The sequence below is a fragment of the Butyrivibrio hungatei genome, from assembly GCF_001858005.1.
Taxonomy (GTDB): domain Bacteria; phylum Bacillota; class Clostridia; order Lachnospirales; family Lachnospiraceae; genus Butyrivibrio; species Butyrivibrio hungatei.
The window spans coordinates 494,190-513,970 of record NZ_CP017831.1; the positions used below are offsets into that span (position 1 = coordinate 494,190).

17 protein-coding genes are annotated in these 19,781 nt (G+C 33.1%); all 17 read left to right on the forward strand.

Annotated elements, in window-relative coordinates:
* Positions 1-8: 8 nt before the first annotated feature.
* Entirely contained in the window at positions 9-1,283 is a 1,275-nt protein-coding gene (locus bhn_RS02750; RefSeq protein ID WP_071175258.1) for an ABC transporter ATP-binding protein, read from the forward strand.
* A 2-nt stretch (positions 1,284-1,285) separates the two neighbouring features.
* Positions 1,286-2,308, forward strand: a complete 1,023-nt coding sequence (locus bhn_RS02755; RefSeq protein ID WP_161487284.1) for a glycosyltransferase family 10 domain-containing protein — start codon at positions 1,286-1,288, stop codon at positions 2,306-2,308.
* Between the two features lie 25 nt (positions 2,309-2,333).
* Positions 2,334-3,908 carry a hypothetical protein gene (locus bhn_RS02760; RefSeq protein ID WP_071175260.1) on the forward strand — a complete coding sequence of 525 codons (1,575 nt, stop codon included), beginning with the start codon at positions 2,334-2,336 and terminating at the stop codon, positions 3,906-3,908.
* 37 nt (positions 3,909-3,945) lie between these two features.
* Positions 3,946-4,911: a glycosyltransferase family 2 protein gene (locus tag bhn_RS02765; protein WP_071175261.1), complete on the forward strand. Its 966-nt coding sequence runs from the start codon at positions 3,946-3,948 to the stop codon at positions 4,909-4,911.
* Complete coding sequence (locus tag bhn_RS02770) at positions 4,912-6,048, forward strand: glycosyltransferase family 4 protein (protein ID WP_071175262.1); 1,137 nt, start codon at positions 4,912-4,914, stop codon at positions 6,046-6,048.
* A 298-nt stretch (positions 6,049-6,346) separates the two neighbouring features.
* Positions 6,347-7,414: a hypothetical protein gene (locus bhn_RS02775; RefSeq protein ID WP_071175263.1), complete on the forward strand. Its 1,068-nt coding sequence runs from the start codon at positions 6,347-6,349 to the stop codon at positions 7,412-7,414.
* An 18-nt stretch (positions 7,415-7,432) separates the two neighbouring features.
* The gene (locus bhn_RS02780) at positions 7,433-9,214 is read left to right on the forward strand and encodes an HAD-IIIC family phosphatase (RefSeq protein WP_071175264.1); all 1,782 of its coding nucleotides are present in this window, start codon (positions 7,433-7,435) and stop codon (positions 9,212-9,214) included.
* Between the two features lie 2 nt (positions 9,215-9,216).
* Entirely contained in the window at positions 9,217-9,456 is a 240-nt protein-coding gene (locus bhn_RS02785; RefSeq protein WP_071175265.1) for an acyl carrier protein, read from the forward strand.
* A 37-nt stretch (positions 9,457-9,493) separates the two neighbouring features.
* On the forward strand, positions 9,494-9,883 hold the full coding sequence (locus tag bhn_RS02790) for a MaoC/PaaZ C-terminal domain-containing protein (RefSeq protein ID WP_161487285.1): 390 nt from the start codon (positions 9,494-9,496) through the stop codon (positions 9,881-9,883).
* Positions 9,870-10,604, forward strand: a complete 735-nt coding sequence (locus bhn_RS02795) for an SDR family NAD(P)-dependent oxidoreductase (RefSeq protein WP_071175267.1) — start codon at positions 9,870-9,872, stop codon at positions 10,602-10,604. Before bhn_RS02790 ends, bhn_RS02795 begins: the two co-directional genes overlap by 14 nt.
* Positions 10,605-10,628: 24 nt before the next feature.
* Positions 10,629-12,149: an MBOAT family O-acyltransferase gene (locus tag bhn_RS02800; RefSeq protein ID WP_071175268.1), complete on the forward strand. Its 1,521-nt coding sequence runs from the start codon at positions 10,629-10,631 to the stop codon at positions 12,147-12,149.
* 61 nt (positions 12,150-12,210) lie between these two features.
* A complete protein-coding gene (locus bhn_RS02805) occupies positions 12,211-13,095 on the forward strand; it encodes an ATP-grasp fold amidoligase family protein (protein ID WP_071175269.1) in 885 nt (294 codons plus the stop codon).
* Positions 13,096-13,098: 3 nt separating this feature from the next.
* The gene (locus bhn_RS02810) at positions 13,099-14,565 is read left to right on the forward strand and encodes a DUF362 domain-containing protein (RefSeq protein WP_071175270.1); all 1,467 of its coding nucleotides are present in this window, start codon (positions 13,099-13,101) and stop codon (positions 14,563-14,565) included.
* A 2-nt stretch (positions 14,566-14,567) separates the two neighbouring features.
* Positions 14,568-15,500 carry an ATP-grasp fold amidoligase family protein gene (locus bhn_RS02815; RefSeq protein ID WP_071175271.1) on the forward strand — a complete coding sequence of 311 codons (933 nt, stop codon included), beginning with the start codon at positions 14,568-14,570 and terminating at the stop codon, positions 15,498-15,500.
* Entirely contained in the window at positions 15,497-16,699 is a 1,203-nt protein-coding gene (locus bhn_RS02820) for a glycosyltransferase (RefSeq protein ID WP_071175272.1), read from the forward strand. The genes bhn_RS02815 and bhn_RS02820 overlap by 4 nt, the downstream gene beginning before the upstream one ends.
* Before the next feature lies 1 nt (position 16,700).
* Positions 16,701-17,885 (forward strand): glycosyltransferase, encoded by a 1,185-nt coding sequence (locus bhn_RS02825; RefSeq protein WP_071175273.1) that lies wholly within the window; start codon positions 16,701-16,703, stop codon positions 17,883-17,885.
* A 13-nt stretch (positions 17,886-17,898) separates the two neighbouring features.
* Positions 17,899-19,779 carry an asparagine synthase (glutamine-hydrolyzing) gene (asnB, locus tag bhn_RS02830; RefSeq protein WP_071175274.1) on the forward strand — a complete coding sequence of 627 codons (1,881 nt, stop codon included), beginning with the start codon at positions 17,899-17,901 and terminating at the stop codon, positions 19,777-19,779.
* Positions 19,780-19,781: the final 2 nt, after the last annotated feature.

Below are 19,781 nucleotides of genomic sequence, written 5' to 3' on the forward strand. Positions count from 1 at the left end.
AAGAAAAAATGTCAGATACAGTAATTAAAATTGAAGGTTTGAGAAAACAGTATAGATTAGGAACTATTGGCGGAGGTACGTTGACAGCGGATCTTCAAAGCTGGTGGGCAAAAAAAAGAGGAAAAGAGGATCCTAATACGAAGATTGGTACAAATTGTGCAGAAACTGGAGATAGTTTTTATGCCATAGATGGGATTGATTTGGAAGTGCATAAAGGTGAAACAATTGGCATCATTGGCGCAAATGGTGCTGGAAAATCGACACTACTGAAATTGCTATGTAGAGTTACTGCTCCAACAGAAGGTACCATAAGAATGAAGGGAAGAATTGCGAGTATGCTGGAAGTTGGAACAGGATTCCATCCAGAATTAACAGGTCGAGAAAACATATATATGAATGGTGCAATTCTTGGTATGACTAAATCTGAGATAGATTCTAAGATTGAGGAGATAATAGATTTTTCAGAATGCCGTCAATTTATTGACACACCTGTAAAACGATATTCTAGTGGAATGTATGTAAAGCTAGCTTTTGCAGTAGCTGCGCATTTAGATGCGGAAATAATGATCATGGATGAGGTTCTAGCTGTTGGAGATGTTAAGTTTCAGCAAAAGTGTTTAGGGAAAATGGAAAATGCAGCAGCGGGTGAAGGAAAAACAGTTTTGTATGTTAGCCATAACATGGCTACTATAAGGCAGTTATGTAATAGATGTATTGTACTTGAACATGGAAAAATAGTCTTCGATGGGGATGTGGAAAGAGGAATAGAAAAATATGTTGGATTAGGAAATGTTGATTATAAACCGTTCTATGATTTTTCTGATACGAAGAGACCATCACTTGATCATGGAAGAACTTTATTTGTACATTCCTTAACATTTGAAAACAAACAACAAGCAGTGTATTCTTCATTGGAAAAGATGATTTTTTCTATTGAATATACACCAAATGTGGATGATGAGAACATTGGAGTTTATTTTAGTGTTGTTGCAATGGATGATAGTCCAGTTGGAACTACGTTTTCAGGTATTATTGATAATTCTAAAAAGGGAGTGCGAACGAAAAAAACTCTAGAATTTGATATAGCTAATTTGGTTGATGGAACGTATTATTTTTATCTAGACATATTTTATACAAATGAATTTGGAACTTTTAATTCTTGTGATCACCCAATGGAAAAAGTTTTTTTTGAAGTAGGAAAAGATGCAAGTACAAGCCAATGGAATAAAAGATATTTTGGTAATATTAAATTGCCAAGTTTAAAACTAGTAGGTCAGAAATGAGTATGAAAAAGATCAAAATAAAATTTGTAGGATATGATTGGCCAGGTTTTTATCCAGAAGAATTGTATTTTTATAGATTATTAAAAAAGCACTATGATGTGGAAATATCGGATGATCCTGACTATGTAATATGTAGCATATTTGGGACTGAATATGAATATTGCAAATATCCACAAATTAGAATAATGTGTGTGGGTGAAAATTATATTCCTGATTTTAACTTGATAGATTATTCGATTTCTAGATATCCTATTAATTATTTGGATAGAAATTTTTATCTTATTGGATGCGCAGATGTTGTTGACGAAAAAAAATGGAAACAGTTAGAAACCAAGAATCGAAACTATCCTGATCAGTTTATAAATACAAAAACTAGATTTGCAAATTTTATAGCTAGTCATGAGTCTGAAAATGGTTTGAGAGGGGATTTTTTTAAGGAACTATGTAAATATAAGAGAGTTGATTCTGTGGGATCATATTTGAATAATATGGCTGAAGAAGATAAAGTTACTTTTAGAGATGATTCAAAAACCAATTTTCAAAAGCAATGCAAATTTACATTATGTTTTGAAAGTACTTCGCATGAAGGGTTTATTACAGAAAAAATTTCTGACGCTTTTTACGCAGATACTATTCCGGTCTATTTTGGCTCAACTAATGTTACTGAAATATTCAATGAGAAAGCATTTATTATTTGCCGAGGAAGGGAGGATTTTGCACGTACGATTGATCTTATAAAAAGGCTTGATCAGGATGATGGCTTATACATGGAAATGTTACGTCAGCCAATTTTTGTTAATTCGCATTATCCTTCTGAATTAGAAAAGTCATTTGAGGAATATATTTGCCATATTTTTGATCAGCCAATTGAACATGCATATAGAAGATCGAGAGTATATGCGCCAAGTAGGTTTGAGCAATATCACTTACATTGCTTAGATATGGTGCGTAAAAATGCTAGTAAAAAAAATATACTTGAAAGAGAAAAAGCTCTAATAAAAAGAGTTTTGAGTAGATTAAAATAGATTAGATTGGAAGAGGCATAATCTCATGAAGAAAACAATAGCAATTATGTCTGCTATATTAGTGGTTCAGGTACTAGGTATTATTTTATGGGCTTGTCAAAAAGATAATTTTTATTGGGATGAGTACTATACTTTAGAACGTGCTCATTATGTATCTGAAAAAAATGAAAATGATCACTATATTATTGATGATGACCGATTTAATTATAATACATGGATTGATGCAAAAGTAGTAAGAGACACTTTGATTGTAGATGATAAATCGAGTGTATTATATGATGATTTCTTTCTTACTTTGTCCAAACTGTTTAAAACCAATAGCTATTCAGTACTGCTAAATATAATTACTTATGTGATTGCACCTGGAAAGATAACTTACTGGCCTTCTGTTATATTAAATATTATTTTATTTATTTTGAATCAGATAGTTCTTTTTTGTTTGTCTAAGAACATTTTTCATGATGATTTTTGGGGGTACACAGTTATTTCGTTTTATGGCTTCTCAGCCTTGTGTATATCGATGACAACATTTGTAAGGTTTTATATGTTGGCAACGCTAATGACCACTATGTTTACTTTTTTGCATTGTCTTTATTGGAATTGCAAAGAAGAGCAGTTTGCTAGAAAATCACTACTGTTAGTTGGAACGTTGATTTGTTTGTTGATTGGTTATAATAATGCACAATTTGTGATTATATATGCTTTCTTTTTCATTATTAGTTTTACAGTTTTATTATGGGTGTGCAAAGGACCGAAAATCTCCATGTATTATTTTGCCCCTATTGCAATTATAGGAATAGGGTTCATTGCTAAAAAAACTAATATTTTTAATGTTTTGGCTAATTTTAATGAAATTGGGAACATGGCGAATCAAGCTGGAGCATTAGGGTGGTTTATTGGGCAGATATATACATTTAGGCTGAATATGTTGCCAGGGAGAATGAAAGATATATACGTGATTTTTGGGGAAAAATTATTTGGAAATGTGGCTTTGCTTTGCTTGTATTTTGTAGTTATAGCATTTGGAAAGATTATCAAGACTGATGAAAAGAGTATTGGTAAAGAGCAGTTTACCATCATTTTTCCTGTAGTTTTTTATTTGGCTTTTTTTACTGCCTTTGGGTTGTATGGGCAGATTAGATATATTTCATTTGTTTTTCCAGAAGTAGCTCTAATTCTCATGGGAGTTTTGTATCAACTATATGGCAGTGGCAAGAATATAAAAAAGGTAGTGTTGATATTTTTGATTGCACAAGTAATTGTGGTAAATTTATCAGGGAATATAGATATGCTGTATATTGGTGATAAGGACAGAATTGATAATATAAAAGAGCAAAGTATTGATAGCATTATTATGACAAGGAAGAGTTTTATGCCATTTGCAGTTTATCAGTCGTCATTAATTGGTGATGATGAAACGCAATTGATGGTATATGATGATCAAAATACTAATGATATAAGCACGCAACTTAGAGATAAAATGTTAATTCTGGTTGAAGATGAAAATATGGACATTGTTAATTATCTAAAAGGGAAAGAATATTCTGTGAAAAATATAGGGAATACTTACTATTTTAAAGTATTTACAGCAGAGAAATGATTCATAACTTTAAATATTTGGAAGGGAATATGCAAATATGAACTATAGCATTTCAGTAGTAGTACCAGTTTTTAATGAAGAAGGAAACATTGCCAATCTTCATAAAGAAATAAAAGATGTATGTGAAAAGAACGAATATGATTATGAGATTATATTTGTGAATGACGGATCATCAGATGGAACAGACAAAGTCTGCAGGACTTTAAGACCGCTTAAATACATTAAGATGCGCAAAAACTTTGGTCAGACTGCTGCTATGGACGCAGGAATCAAAGCTGCTACCAAAGACTTGATTGTCACTATGGATGGCGATGGACAAAATGACCCGGCTGATATTCCTAACATGATCAAATATATGGAAGATAATGATGTTGATGTGGTATCAGGCTGGAGAAAGAATAGAAAAGATACTTTTATGAAGCGCTTCGTTTCAAGAGGTGCTAATCTACTTAGATATATGCTCGTTCATGATGGCATTCATGATTCAGGATGCTCACTTAAGGTTTACAAGAAAGAGTGCTTCAAGGGTGTAAATCTCTACGGAGAACAGCACAGATTCATTCCTGCAATTCTCAAGATTAAAGGATTTACTGTTGGTGAAGTGGTAGTCAATCACCGCGCAAGAACTTCTGGATATACTAAGTATAATTGGAAGAGAACTATCAAGGGATTTGTAGACATGATCTCAGTGTGGTTCTGGAATAAGTTTGCTACAAGACCATTGCATTTATTGGGAGGCTTAGGACTTCTTTTTGAACTGCTTGGATTTGGCTGTGGTATTTGGTCAATTGTACTTTTTGCTATGGGAAGAAAGATGTCCAATAACATATTCCCACCATTACTTACAATTTTCTTTGTAATAATTGGACTTATAATGATTGTATTTGGCCTGATGAGTGAGATCCTTATAAAGACATATTATGGCGTTCATGTTGATACATCTTATAGTATCAAGTCTATAGAGACTTTTGATGGTAATGATTCAAACGAGAAAGAAGCATAAATGAAAATACTAATTGTATCCCATGAGTATCCTCCTGTTGGAGGAGGAGGAGCTAATGCATGTATGCATTTAGCTAAAGAATATAGTGCTGCAGGTCATGAAGTACACATTGTAACAGTATGGTATCAAGGTGAAGCGGAGCAAGAACATCTTGATGAGAATATTGAGATATACAGGCTAAGATCTAAAAGAACACGACTAGAACAGTGCAGCTTTAAAGAGATGCTAGATTTTCTCTTTAAAGCTGTTGCATTTACTGACAAATTGGAGAAGAAGGAGAAATTCGACATTTGTCAGATTTTCTTTGGGATTCCAAGCGGCCCCATAGGCTATTACCTCAAAAAGAAATATAGGCTGCCATATGTAATTCGTTTTGGTGGAGGTGATATTCCGGGATTTCAGGATAGATTTACAAAAGTCTATAAGCTGATTGGACCAGCTATCAAGCTTATTTGGAAGAATGCGGATGCACTAGTTGCTAATAGCCAAGGCTTGCAGAAAATGGCATATGACTTTTGTGACAAATATGATATCAGAATAATACCTAATGGTGCTGAAGTAATGCAATGCGAGGATAGGCACCAATCAGATGAATCTACTGTACGCCTTCTTTTTGTTTCAAGACTCATTGAAAGAAAAGGAGTTCAGGACATTCTTTCACAATTACCAGCTGTTGCACGCGCATGTGAGCAGAAAGGACGAAAAATAGTTTTTGATATTGTTGGAGATGGACCATACAGAACGGAACTCGAAAATATAGTTAGAAACAACAAGCTTGATGACATAGTTTGTTTCCATGGTCAAAAGAATAAAAGTGAGCTTCCCAAGTACTACACTGATGCAGATATTTTTGTCTTTCCATCTAGAAAAGAAGGGATGCCCAATGTTGTACTTGAAGCCATGTCTTATGGGTTACCAATAATCATGACTCCGTGTCAGGGGAGCGAGGAATTGATTTCAAATAATGGGGTAGTTTCCGCAGTAGATTGTTTTGGTGAGAAAATAATAGAGCTTGTTTTAGATAAAGATAAAAGAGTAAAAATGGGGGAATGTAGTTTTCAAATGGTATCTGAGGTCTTCTCATGGGGAAATACTGCAAGCAAGTATTTGGAGTTATTTGAAAGGCTGTTAGTATAAGTTAGTGGACAAAGAAGACACTACATCTAACAATTTCTATTGAGAATGTGTTTGATAACGGCCTATAATAGTGAACGATAATCTGAAGCGTTTTAGCGACAAATCATTGTTTTATACATATTTGGCGAATCAGTATAGGGGCTCGCCGTGGAATATGGGTAAATTTTTATAAGGGCGCAATATATCTTTTTTGAATCAAAATCTATAAGCGCAGATTTATAGACTTCCACTTAGTGAATAGGATGAAAAATGCCGGAATTATAAATTGATATTCCGGGATAGTAAGGGGCTTTAGTTAATGAAGAAGAAATTTGTGATTGGGACAAGAATAGTTGCTTTCTTGCTGATTATTATTTGCGTAACGGAGTATTTGTCTATAAAGTTTAGACCTACTTTATTGACAACTATATTTTACGACAAAGAGAATTCAATAGATGCCGTTTTCTTGGGGAGCAGTGCTTGGTATGCTTATTATGCGCCGATGCTTGCATATGAAAGTTATGGCATTACATCGTATGATGTTTCCTATGGATCATTTGATGTAGATGTGTCTAAAGCAATTACAGAAGAAATAATGAAGAAACAAAAACCTAGAGTATTAGTGGTAGATGCAAGAGCTTGGCAATATCGAGATGAGTGGACATTTGAAGAAAATGAAGACGGACAAAAGAAAATCAAAGACGCTCATTTTCGAAATGTTGTGGACACTATGCCTAAAGGAATTAATAGATTTAATGCAATAACTGCAAATGTATTAAAAATAAATGATCCGTTAAGTGAATATTTTGAAATTCTTTTTTACCACAATAGATATGAAGAAGTTAGCCCAGGGAGCCTACTGACAAAAATTGGTGAGGTGTATGGAACTAGATCGACCTATCTAAAAGGATTTTCGTTTGGATACTTAAATAAATGCACGCCATATACAGTTCCCGATGGTTTTACAAATGAAGATACATTGCTTCCTTTATCTGACGATACGACATCCTTACTTAGAGACTACTGTGATTATTGCGCGTCGCAGGATTATAAAGTTCTTTTTGTAGTTGTACCATTAGCGGAATATACTGTTGAGGAAAAACAACAGTATAATTACATAAGTAGTATTGTTTCTTCATATGATAATATTTCATTTTTAAATTGCAATGATCACATTGATGAGATTGGAATGGATTATTCTGTTGATTATGCAGAACCTATGCATGCAAATTATGAGGGGGCAAAAACTTTTACGGAATATATGGCAGATTATTTAATAACACACTATAATGTGCCGGATCGTAGAACAGAAAACTTTGGTAATTGGAAGGAAGATGAATTGCTGTGGAATCAATATGTGCAGTCTTTGGCGGTATCATCTCAATAACGGAAAGGATTTATAAAAATGAAGGAATTGGAGTATCCATTTGACGCGGATTACATTATTTCAAAAAAGAAACGAATAAAAAAAGAACTACTACAAAATACCAGCAACTTCGTAGAAAAGAGAATTGCAATTTTAGGGGGATCTACGACTAGTGATATAACTCTTGTTTTGGAACTATTTCTATTGAACAATGGTATAAAGCCAGTGTTTTATGAATCAGAATACAATCAATGGTATCAGGACGCAATGTTTGAAAATGCAGAGTTGGACGCATTTCAACCAAATGTAATTTATATATATACTACGAATCGTAATATAATTCGATATCCATTAATTAGTGATTCAGAAGATGAAATTGCCCAACTTATAGAAAATGAGATGACAAAGTATACATCTGTCTGGAAATCATTAGCGGAGAAGTACGGGTGCCCAATAATACAAAATAACTTTGAAATGCCGTTTACAAGGCTATTAGGCAATAGAGATGCATACGATATCCACGGTGGAGTAAATTTTCTGTCCAGATTAAATCTGAAGTTTGCTGAGTATGCGCAGGAACATGAGAATTTCTATTTATGTGATTTGGATTATATTTCAGGGGATTACGGATTAAAGAAATGGTCTGATCAGTTTTACTGGCATATGTATAAGTATGCCATAGCTGTCCCAGCTATACCGTATTTGTCATTCAATGTGGCTAATATTATCAAATCAATATTTGGCAAGAACAAAAAAGGATTTGTACTTGACCTTGACAATACGCTTTGGGGTGGCGTTATAGGCGATGATGGAGTTGATAATATTGAACTTGGCCCTGAAGAATCAGAGGGGCAAGCATACACTCAATTTCAGAATTATCTTAAGGCACATCAGCAAATAGGAGTTATATTAAACATTGATTCAAAAAATGATTATGAAAACGCAATTGCTGGAATAAATCATCCTGATAGCGTATTTAAAGAAAATGACTTTATATCAATAAAGGCCAATTGGAATCCAAAGGATAAAAATTTTGCTGAAATAGCAAGTGAACTTAATCTGTTACCTGAAAGCCTTGTATTTGTTGATGATAATCCTGCAGAGCGGCATATTGTAACTTCTCAGCTACCGGGTGTTTGTGCCCCTGAGCTGGATGATGTTACGCATTATGAAGAAATCATTGACCGTTCTGGTTTTTTTGAGGTTACCACTTTATCCAAAGATGATTTGAAACGTAATGAAATGTATAAGGAAAATGCCGCCAGAACGAAGCTGGAAAGCTCTTTTTCTGATTATGGAGAATATCTACAGTCATTAGAAATGAAAGGAACGATTAGAGCATTTGAAACTATATATATGGGGCGAATAGCGCAGCTTACCAATAAATCCAATCAGTTTAACCTTACTACTAAAAGATATACGCAAACTGAAATCGAACAGACAGCTGTAGACAGTAACTACATAACGCTTTATGGTAAACTTGAAGATAAATTCGGGGATAACGGCGTGGTTTCTGTGGTAATTGGACATGTTGTTGGTGATGAATGTCATATTGATCTTTGGATAATGAGTTGCCGTGTGCTTAAGCGAGACTTGGAATTTGCAATGATGGATACATTTGTGAAAAAGTGCCAAAATCGCGGAATAAAAAATATTTATGGGTATTATTACCCTACAAAGAAAAACCATATGGTTGTAAATTTTTATGATTTGCAGGGATTTAAAAAAGTTAGTGAAGATGAAACGGGTAATACCAAATGGATATTAGATCTAACACAGGATTACAATAACAAAAACAAATATATCATGGTGGAGGAATAAAGATGAGCAGAGAAGAGATATTTAAAGCGTTAGACGAGGTGTTTCAGGAGGTTTTTGATGATGACGAAATTCATGTAACCGAGGAAACGACAGCAAATGATATTGAGGATTGGGACTCTCTAGAACACATTAATCTTGTTGTTGCTGTAGAAAAGAAATTCAAGATTAAATTTAATATGGGGGAAGTAAATAATATGAAAAATGTCGGCGAGATGGTTGACATTATTATTTCAAGGTTGTGATATGAATAGTTATATGTATAAAGATCTTTATGTAGGAATGAAAGAAAAGTTTGAAGTAAAAATATCTGAGACTATGTTGGACTCATTTAGAAATATCACAGGTGATGTGAACCCATTACATAATGATATATCGTACGCAAAATCATCGGGATTTGATAAAAGGGTGGCTTTTGGTATGCTTACGGCATCTTTTCTATCTACTTTAGCTGGTGTGTATTTGCCTGGAAAATATAGCTATATCCAGGAGGTTACAACAAAATTTGTGAAGCCAGTATTTCCAGGAGATTTATTAGAGGTTATTGGTGAAGTAATTGAGCTGGATGATTGTGTTCAACGATTTGTAATGAAGGTGGAAATTAAAAATCAAGAAGGAAATAAAGTATTAAGAGGCCAGATGAAAGTTGGTGTGATAAATGCCGGAAAATAGAAAACTATTGTTGACAGGAGCATCTTCTGATGTTGCAAAAGAGCTACTAAAAAAAATTGGATGTAATTATTCACATATAATTGCCATATATAACCATTCTTCGGATAATATACAAGAACTACAATCTCTTTTTGGGGATAAAGTTTTGCCACAAAAAGTTGATTTGTCAAATTTAGAAGAAATTGATGCTCTTATGAAAAGACTGAAAGAAGATGATTTGCTCCCAGATCATTTAATTCATCTTGCTGCAGGTAAAATTCATAATGTTAAATTTGAAAAAGAATGTTTAGGGAATTTTGAAGATTCCATAAATGTTTCATTAAGATCAATAATAAAGATTCTATTGATGTCTATACCCCATATGAAGAAGCAGAAATATGGTAAAATTGTATTTATGTTAACTTCAGGGGTTTTAAACATGCCACCAAAATATCAGTCAGCATATGTTGTACCTAAATATGCGCTTCTTGGTTTAATGAGGGAACTATCGATTGAATATGCAGGGAAGGGAATAACTGTGAATGCTGTATCTCCTGATATGATGGAAACAAAGTTTTTATCTGAGGTTCCGGATTTGATTATTCAAGCTAATGCAGCAAATAGCCCAGCAGGAAGGAATATAATGATTTCTGAAGTGGTTCCAGCATTTGAATATCTTTTGTCTGATGGAGCAGATGCGGTTACTGGGGTAAATATTCCGGTAACTGGCGGGAAAGTATAATTAGTCACAGGAATGGTTGAATAAATGGAAATTACATCATTTGCTTTTTTGTTATTTTTGGGGATAATAGCTATCATATATTATATTTTGCCGCAAAAAGTAAGATGGGTAGCACTATTGTCAGCTAACATTATTTTTATATTTTTAAACAATAGTATATGGGCAGACATCATAATGACAGTTATGATGTCTATAGCTTTTTTATCAGGAATTTTTTTGGATAGATTTTCTCAAATAAACGCAAGAAAAAAAATTATGATTATAGGGGTTGTAATTGAAGCGGGATGCTTATTTGTTTTAAAGGAAGGCATTTTCTTAAATCATTTCACATCCCCATTTGGATTAGAAATTCCAATGGATATATTAAGAACGTTTGCACCATTAGGGGTATCTTATTTTTCTCTTACTTTAATTTCATATATTTTGGAAGCATATTGGAAGACGCAACCTGTTCAAAAAAATTTTTTTAAGTTTGTTACCTATTCGTCTTTTTTTCCAACTCTCGTTAGTGGCCCTATTATGAAATATACGGAGTGTCAAGAAACGATTATTTCTAGTCATAATTTAAGATATCAGAATATTAGCTTTGGGGCACAAAGAATTTTGTGGGGGTTTTTCAAAAAATTAGTTGTTTCTGAAAGACTAGCTGTTTTAGTGAATTATATTTATGAGGATCCTATTACTTACCATGGATTATATTTATGGATGGCTGCTGCGGCTTTTACGCTACAATTATATTGTGATTTTTCGGGATGCATTGATATTATAATGGGAGCATCACAACTGTTTGGAATTACATTACCAGAGAACTTTGATGTTCCATTTTCTGCAAAAACGACCGCGGAGTTTTGGAGAAGATGGCATATAACTCTGGGCGCATGGCTTAAGTCGTATATATTTTATCCTATTATAAAGGCTGATTTGGTTCAGAAAATTGGTATAAGTGCTAAAAAATGCTTTGGGAAAAAAACTGGAAAAAAAATACCATCATGGATAGGTCTATGTTTCACTTGGGCTTTAATTGGTTTATGGCACGGGGGCTCATTTAATTATATATGGGGAGTTGGCATTTGGTTTGGAATAATCATAATTATGTCAGAAGCATTTGAGCCTGTTTTAAAAAAAATTACGCTATTGTTATCTATCAATACAGAATGTTTTAGTTGGAATTTGTTTCAAAATATACGCACTTTCATCATATTCATCATAGGACTTGCTGCATTTCGTGCAGGAAGCTGGACTAACACAAAAATAGTATATGTTAATGCATTGTCCGAGTTTAACCCTTGGATTTTTTGGGACGGTTCATTTTTGAAGATGGGACTAACACAGTTGGATTATAATATCATAACTATCAGTTTGTTAACTATTATTATTTCGGGAATTATTAAAATACAAAAAAATATTGACGTAAGAGAGTGGATAGCAAAACAGAATCTTTTCTTCAGATGGATTATTTGGATATTTTTATTCGTTATAGTTCTTGTTTATGGTAAGTACGGAGAAGGTTATAGCGCCGCAGATTTTATATATAAAGGATTTTAATAGTCTAAGATATTAGTAGTATTAGAGTCAAAGAGATTAATATACAATAAAGGATACGAAAATGAATAAAATTGTTAAAGATAATATAATTCATTTAATTTACATGCTACTATCTCCGCTAAGTGATAGAACTTTTTCTATAATTCAGCACAGGATAGTTAATGGAAGAAGGCTTAATCTTGATAATCCTGAGTCTTATAATGATAAGATACATTGGATAAAGGTTTATGATCACAATCCTGTTTATCATAAGTTAGCAGACAAGATTGAAGTTAGGAAATGGGTTTCTGAGCGCATTGGTGAAAAGTATCTTATTCCAATAGTTGGCGGACCGTGGAATAATTGCGAAGAAATTGATTATGACAAGCTTCCTGATAAGTTTGTGCTAAAGTGTACACATGATAGTGGTGGTATTCTTATATGTCATGATAAGAAAACATTTGATATACACTATGCAAACAGGTTTTTAACTAATAGAATGAACCATGATTACTATTTACATGGAAGGGAATGGGCATACAAAGGATTGGTTCCTAAGGTGTACGCTGAAAAATATATGGTTGATGAATCTGGTGTAGAACTAAAAGATTATAAGGTTTTTTGCTTCGATGGTGTTCCAAAAGTTATTCAGGTGGACTTTGGAAGATATACTAAGCATGAACGTAATCTTTATACAACAGATTGGAGATATATACCAGTGCAGATTAAGTACCCTACTAATCCGGATCATCAGATAGATAAACCTAAGTGTTTGGAAGAAATGCTTGATATTGCCACTAAATTATCTGCTGGTCTTATTCAGGCAAGGATAGATTTGTATGTAATATATGACAAAGTATATTTTGGAGAGATAACTCTTTATCATGGTTCTGGATGCGAAAAGTTTAAACCAATAGAGTTTGGGCATGAAATGGGAAGTTATATTAATCTGAATCAGGGGAAATAATATATGAAAGCGGATGTGTCTATATTTAAAACTGAGAAAACTAGTTATCCTTCGAAAGAGTACTTGTTTAGGCCTTCTATACATTATCCTGAATATTATTTTGACGAAGTTTCTGAAGTTGAGAATGATGTTTACAATTCTGTAAGAGAGGCAATACACATTTTTGGCTATGATGCTGAGCATTATGGCACTAAGGAATGGAATCCTTTTGGCAATTTTATAAACGAAAACTCTAATGTTTTGATAAAGCCAAATCTTGTAATGGATGTTAATAGGTCTGGAGAAGGGACAGATTGCTTGTTTACGCATCCATCTGTTATAGCTCCTGTAATTGACTATGTTATTAAAGCACAAAATGGAAAAGGGAAAATAGTAATTGGCGACGCTCCTATGCAGGAATGTAAATTTGATGTACTGATTAAAGAGAGCGGTTTGGAAAACTTAATTACTTACTATAAAGCAAAAGGAGTCGATATCGAGCTTGTGGATTTTCGAGAATTAAAATCTGAAATCGTAATGGGAACACACAAGCAAACCATAGAAAATAAGCATTCTGGAACGGTCATTAATTTAGCTGATAATAGTGAGTTTTCTAAGGATGACAAAGAAGCCTTAGAGAAACTTAGAATAACAAATTATGATCCTAGAAGACTGGCTTCACATCATAATTCGGAAAAGCATGAGTACTATGTTTCAAATTATCTTTTGGCAGCTGATGTTGTAATTAATATGCCAAAGCCTAAGACACATCGAAAAGCAGGCGTAACAATTGCAATGAAGAATATGGTTGGAATCAATGCAAGAAAAGAATTTCTGCCACATCATACTATTGGAAGCGTTGAAAATGGCGGCGATGAATACAAGAAAAAAAGTATTCTAAGAGAAATGAGTGACAAGCTGTATGATTTTAAAAATATGAAAGAGGGCGAAGAAAAGTATTGGATTGCTAGACCTGCTTTCTTTTTTGCATATGGATTTAAGGTGCTTGCTAATATTATCTATAAAGAGCCTGGCGAAGGTAGTTGGAGTGGCAATAACACAATTAGTAGGACTATAAATGATTTGAACAAAATTTTGATATATGCGGATAAAGATGGAAACCTATGTGAAACGCCTCAACGAAAAGTGGTAATCGTCGCTGATATGATCATTTCAGGAGAAAAAGAAGGACCAGTTATGCCTTCTCCTAAGAAACTTGGCGTAATTGCTGTTGGCGAGAATCAACTCTTATTTGACACGGTTATTGCTTCATTTATGGGAGCAGACATAGATAAAATTCCGACAATACAAACGGCTCAAAAGTTAGAAAAATATACAGTAGGGATAAAAACTGATCCATTTGTAGTGTCGAATATAGAATGCTACAATGGAAAGTTGAGTCTGATAAATAAGGAAAACTTTTGGCATTTTATTCCTACTAGTGGATGGAGAGAAGTTTTTGATACTGTAGTAGATAAAGAGGATAAATAAATATGAGCATAATTAAGAAAATAAAGAAAGTTATTAATGAACCAGAACAGATAATACTAATGGGGGCAAAATATGGTTTATACAATAAAATGAATGATGAGGAGTATATAAAAAAATTATGGCGAGCATATTATAAGGCTGAGATTAATTTGGAAACCCCTACAACATTATGCGAAAAACTCCAGTGGTTGAAACTATACTATAGAAAACCTATTTTTACAACTATGGTAGATAAGTATGAAGCCAAAAAATATGTTGAAGAAAAAATGGGAAATGATGACAGCATTATACCTACTCTTGCAGTGTGGGATAATGTGGAAGATATTGACATGAATGAGCTTCCTGAGAAGTTTATTCTAAAAGCGACACATAATAGTGGCGGATTAGTTATTTGCCAAAATAAAGATGACTTCGATTTAAAAAAAGCTCAAAAGAAATTAAGCAAGATTTTATCTAGAAACTTTTTCTATATTGGTAGGGAATGGCCATACAAAAATGTTAAACCGCGCATAATTGCAGAGCCTTTGATTGAAGAATTAGGTAAGAAGGATTCTATTGAATATAAAATCACATGCTTTAATGGAAAAGTAGCTTTTATTACAATTTGTACAGGGATTGCTCATTCTGACTATGAATTGCGTAAAAATGATCATTTTGATAAAGATTTTAATAAGTTAGATTGGTATGTCAACTATAAACCAGCAGAAGTGACACCAAAAAAGCCAGCTCAGTGGGAAGAAATGATATATTACGCGGAGAAGTTAGCAGAAGATATTCCATATTTGAGGGTGGATGTATATTTAATAGATGGAAAAATCAAGTTTGGTGAAATGACTTTCTATACTTGGGGCGGTTTTATGAAATTTCAGCCAAAAGAATGGGATAAGAAACTTGGCGAGATGTTGATACTCCCATCTGAAAAGGTGTTAGGATGAAAAATGAGAATAAAAAAAATATAGCATTATTTGTAGGAAAATTGACGGGCGGAGGAGCTGAAAGAGCAGTAGGGAGGCTTTCTATTGCTCTTTCAGATTATTATAATGTTTTCATTTTTCTTTATAATTTGAAGGCAATTGATTATGATTATAAAGGCACTATAGTTGATTTAGGAAATAATGCCTCAAATTTTCCTATGATGGCAATTAATTCGGCAATAAGACTTAATAAAGAGATAAGAGATAACAATATAGATTTGCTTATTAGTTTCCTTGATATGCCCAATATTCTCAATGGATTATTTAACCATTCGTGTAAAAAAATGATTAGCATAAGAGTGTATTACGAGAAAGGGCATTTTTTCACTATAAATGATAAACTTAAATATCCATTAGTTAAGCGAGCTGTAGAAAAAAGCAACGGAGTATTTGTGTTATCCGAAAGGCAAAAAAAAATAATTGCTAGGGATATGAAGGTTGATATTAATAATGTTTTTGTGGTAGATAATATTTTTGATATAGATGAAATAGAAAAAAAAGCAGCTTGTGAGCCTGAGAACAAAAAAATAGCCGATTTTATCAATGAAAGTACTACTGTTGCAGTAGGACGCCTTGATTATCAAAAAAATTATAAAAAACTTTTTGAAATTTTCAAAAAGGTAAATGAAAAAATTCCTCATGCAAAACTCTTAGTGTTAGGAACCGGGTATATGAAAGAAGATTTACAGAATTATATCCGACAGCTGAATCTTGATGGAAAGATTATGCTTGCTGGACGAGTTGTGAATCCTTTTCCATATTTGGCTAAGTCCACTGCATATATTTCGTTATCTAGATTTGAAGGTTTTCCTAATTCTCTGGTAGAGGCAATGGTATGTGGATTACCTGTGATGCAATCAGATTGTCCTACTGGTCCATCAGAGATATTGGTAGGGAAATTGGATGATGCAGGTGAAGATTTACCTAGGAAAGAAGAATATGGCATTTTGCTTCCCATGTTTGAACCAGGAATTTATGGAGACAAGAGTACTGAGGAAGCAGCTCAAAATAAATGTATGCTATTTTGGTGCGATATACTGAATAATGAAACTGTTCGATCTTATTATTCAGAAAAAAGCAAAATGAGATCAAAAAAATATGATGTAAAATGCTGCATTGGAGAGTATGTAGAAGTAATAGAACATTTTCTTAAGGAGTGATATGAACATCTTATTTATTATCGATTCCCTTACTGGAGGAGGAGCGGAAAAAGTAACTTCGGTTTTAGCAAATCAGATTAGTCATAACGAAAATAACAAAGTGTATGTGTTGGTTGATGAGAGGAATAAGGACGAATATTACATAGACTCTAGAGTCACAATTATATCTGTAGAAAAAATACATCATAAAAATATGATATTAAGAATACTTCAGGTTTTAAGAAAAATTTTTATTATTTCAGTGACTAAGAAAAAATATCGAATTCAAACTTCAATTGCCATGTTACCAGTAGCTAGTTTTTATAATACTATAACTAGAAGTGGTGAAAAAATAATAAATTCTACAAGAATTAAACTTTCAGCAAGTGATTATCCTCAACATATTTTACAAATAGTAAGATATGCGATAAAAAAAGCTGATATCAATGTTGCTGTCTCAAACTCAGTTAGAAGAGATATTTTGCAAATGTTAAGTATTGACTCTAAGAGGATTATAACAATATATAATCCTTGTGATATTGAAGACATCAAACAAAAGTGCATACAGGAAATTGAAATAAAACTAAATACTTTATTTGATAAGTGGGATTTTACTTTTGTCACGCATGGAAGAGTTACACTTCAAAAGGGACAATGGCATCTAATAAGAGTAATAAGAAGTCTTGTTGAAAAAGGGTATAATGTCGGATTGGTTATACTCGGTGAAGGAGAGTTAAGTGACAAAATTATAAATATAATTCATGAGTTCGATTTAGAAAATAACGTTATATTACTGGGACGAAAAATAAACCCATATAAGTATTTATATAAAGCAAACGTGTATTTATTTGGATCACTATATGAAGGGTTCCCAAATGCTCTCTTGGATGCGATGGCACTAGGTTTACCAATTATCTCATCGGATGGAGAATCTGGTATTAGAGAATTATTAGCACCTTCTACAGATTGTGATTATGTAACTACAACCATTGAATATGCAGAATTTGGTATCATTATCCCGAGATTTACAAGTGAGATATCTTATGATATTGAATTGGACAGTAGTGAGAAGATGATGGAAACTGCAATCATCAATATGATGACATCAAATGACTTGATGGATAAATATAAACAAAAAAGTATTGAAAGAGCCAGAGATTACAATTTAAATAAAATAGTTAATCAGTGGATGGAAATAATAGAGTAGGAAAAGTGTATATATGTGTGGAATATGTGGATATTTAAGCCCTCAGAAAATATCATCAGATAATTTATGGATAATGAATAATGCTATGATTCATAGAGGGCCTGATGATGGTGGAATTTATGAATATGAAGCAGATTGTGGCTATTATATAGGGTTAGCACAAAGAAGACTATCTATTATAGATCTTTCTGAGGCTGGACACCAGCCAATGATTGATAGGAGTGGCAATTATATAATCGTTTATAATGGAGAAACGTATAATCATGAAAAGCTAAAGAATAAACTTGTAAAGAAAGGGTATTCCTTCAAATCAAAAAGTGATACCGAAGTATTATTGTATTTATACATTGAATTTGGAACAAAGATGTTGGATATGATGGATGGAATGTTTGCGTTTGCCATTTATGATAAGAAGAAAGAAGAACTTTTTTTGGCAAGAGATAGGGCAGGTGAGAAACCTTTATATTATTATTCTCATGACCATGACTTTGTTTTTTCTTCAGAGTTAAAGCCAATCATGTTATATCCTTCATATTCCAAAAAGATATGCAAAAAAGTGATAAAACAGTACTTGGTTCATAATACGGTGTTGCCACCCTATACCATTTTCGAAAACACATACAAGCTTGAAAAAGGTCAATATATGATTTGGAAAAAGGGTGAACTTAATGTGGTAAATTATTATGACACCGTTCATTCTTATCAGAAACTAAGCGAATGCATTGAAGAAGATTATAATAGATGTAAGAAAGAACTAAAAGAATTACTATATGCATCTGTTGAGGAAAGACTGATAGCGGATGTTCCTGTTGGTTGCTTTCTGTCTGGAGGAATAGATTCTACACTAGTATCGGCTATTGCTAAAGACATTAAAGGGGAGCTAGACACTTTTTGCATTGGATTTGAAGATACGAAACTAAATGAAGCTATATATGCCCAACAGAGTGCGAAATATCTAGGTACACATCATCATGAGATGATAATGCGCGAAGAAGAATTGATGGAAATGCTAGATGATGTATGCATATATTATGATGAACCGTTTGCTGACTCCTCTCAATTAGCGACTATGTTAGTTTCAAAATATGCAAAGAAGTATGTTACAGTTGCTTTATCAGGAGATGGAGGTGATGAATTTTTTGCTGGGTATTCAAAAAATGATAAATTAACTCAGTTACTTAAATATAGAAAGTTGTTTTCGCCACTAAGAATGATTGATACATCATTGATCCAGGATATTTTTAGTTTGATTGGTAAGGAAGAGTTATCTTCGCTATTATGGATGGAGGATGATTCTAGACTATATCAGGGTGAAGAGTACAAGAGATCTAAAGTGGCAGATTTAATAATGTGTGATTCAGCGATTGATTATGTTAATCCAATTATAAATGCTAAAGGGTTAAATGAGATTGATAATATACTTCAAAGAAGAATGCTATTAGATATAATGACATATCTTCCGGATGAAGTTTTAGTTAAAACGGATAGAGCATCAATGAAGTATTCTTTGGAGTTAAGAACACCGCTATTAGATCAACAAATAATGGAGTATTCGTTTAGAATACCTATTGAATATAAATATCGGAATGGAGAGAAAAAATATATACTTAAGGATATATTGTATGAATATGTTCCTAAGGAAATGATGAATAGGCCTAAAACAGGTTTTGGTGTACCGATAAAAGATTGGTTATTAGGACCATTGTACACAAAATTGATGAATTATTGCAAGGAAAGTGCGCTAAAAATTCAAGGTCTGTTTGATTCGAATGGGGTAAAAAAGTTGATAATGTTGACTAAAACAAGTGATAGTTATAGATATCAAGCCACATTGTGGTGCTTCTTTGTGTTTCAGATGTGGTATCAAGAGTATATTGATGATTTGTGGAAATGAAT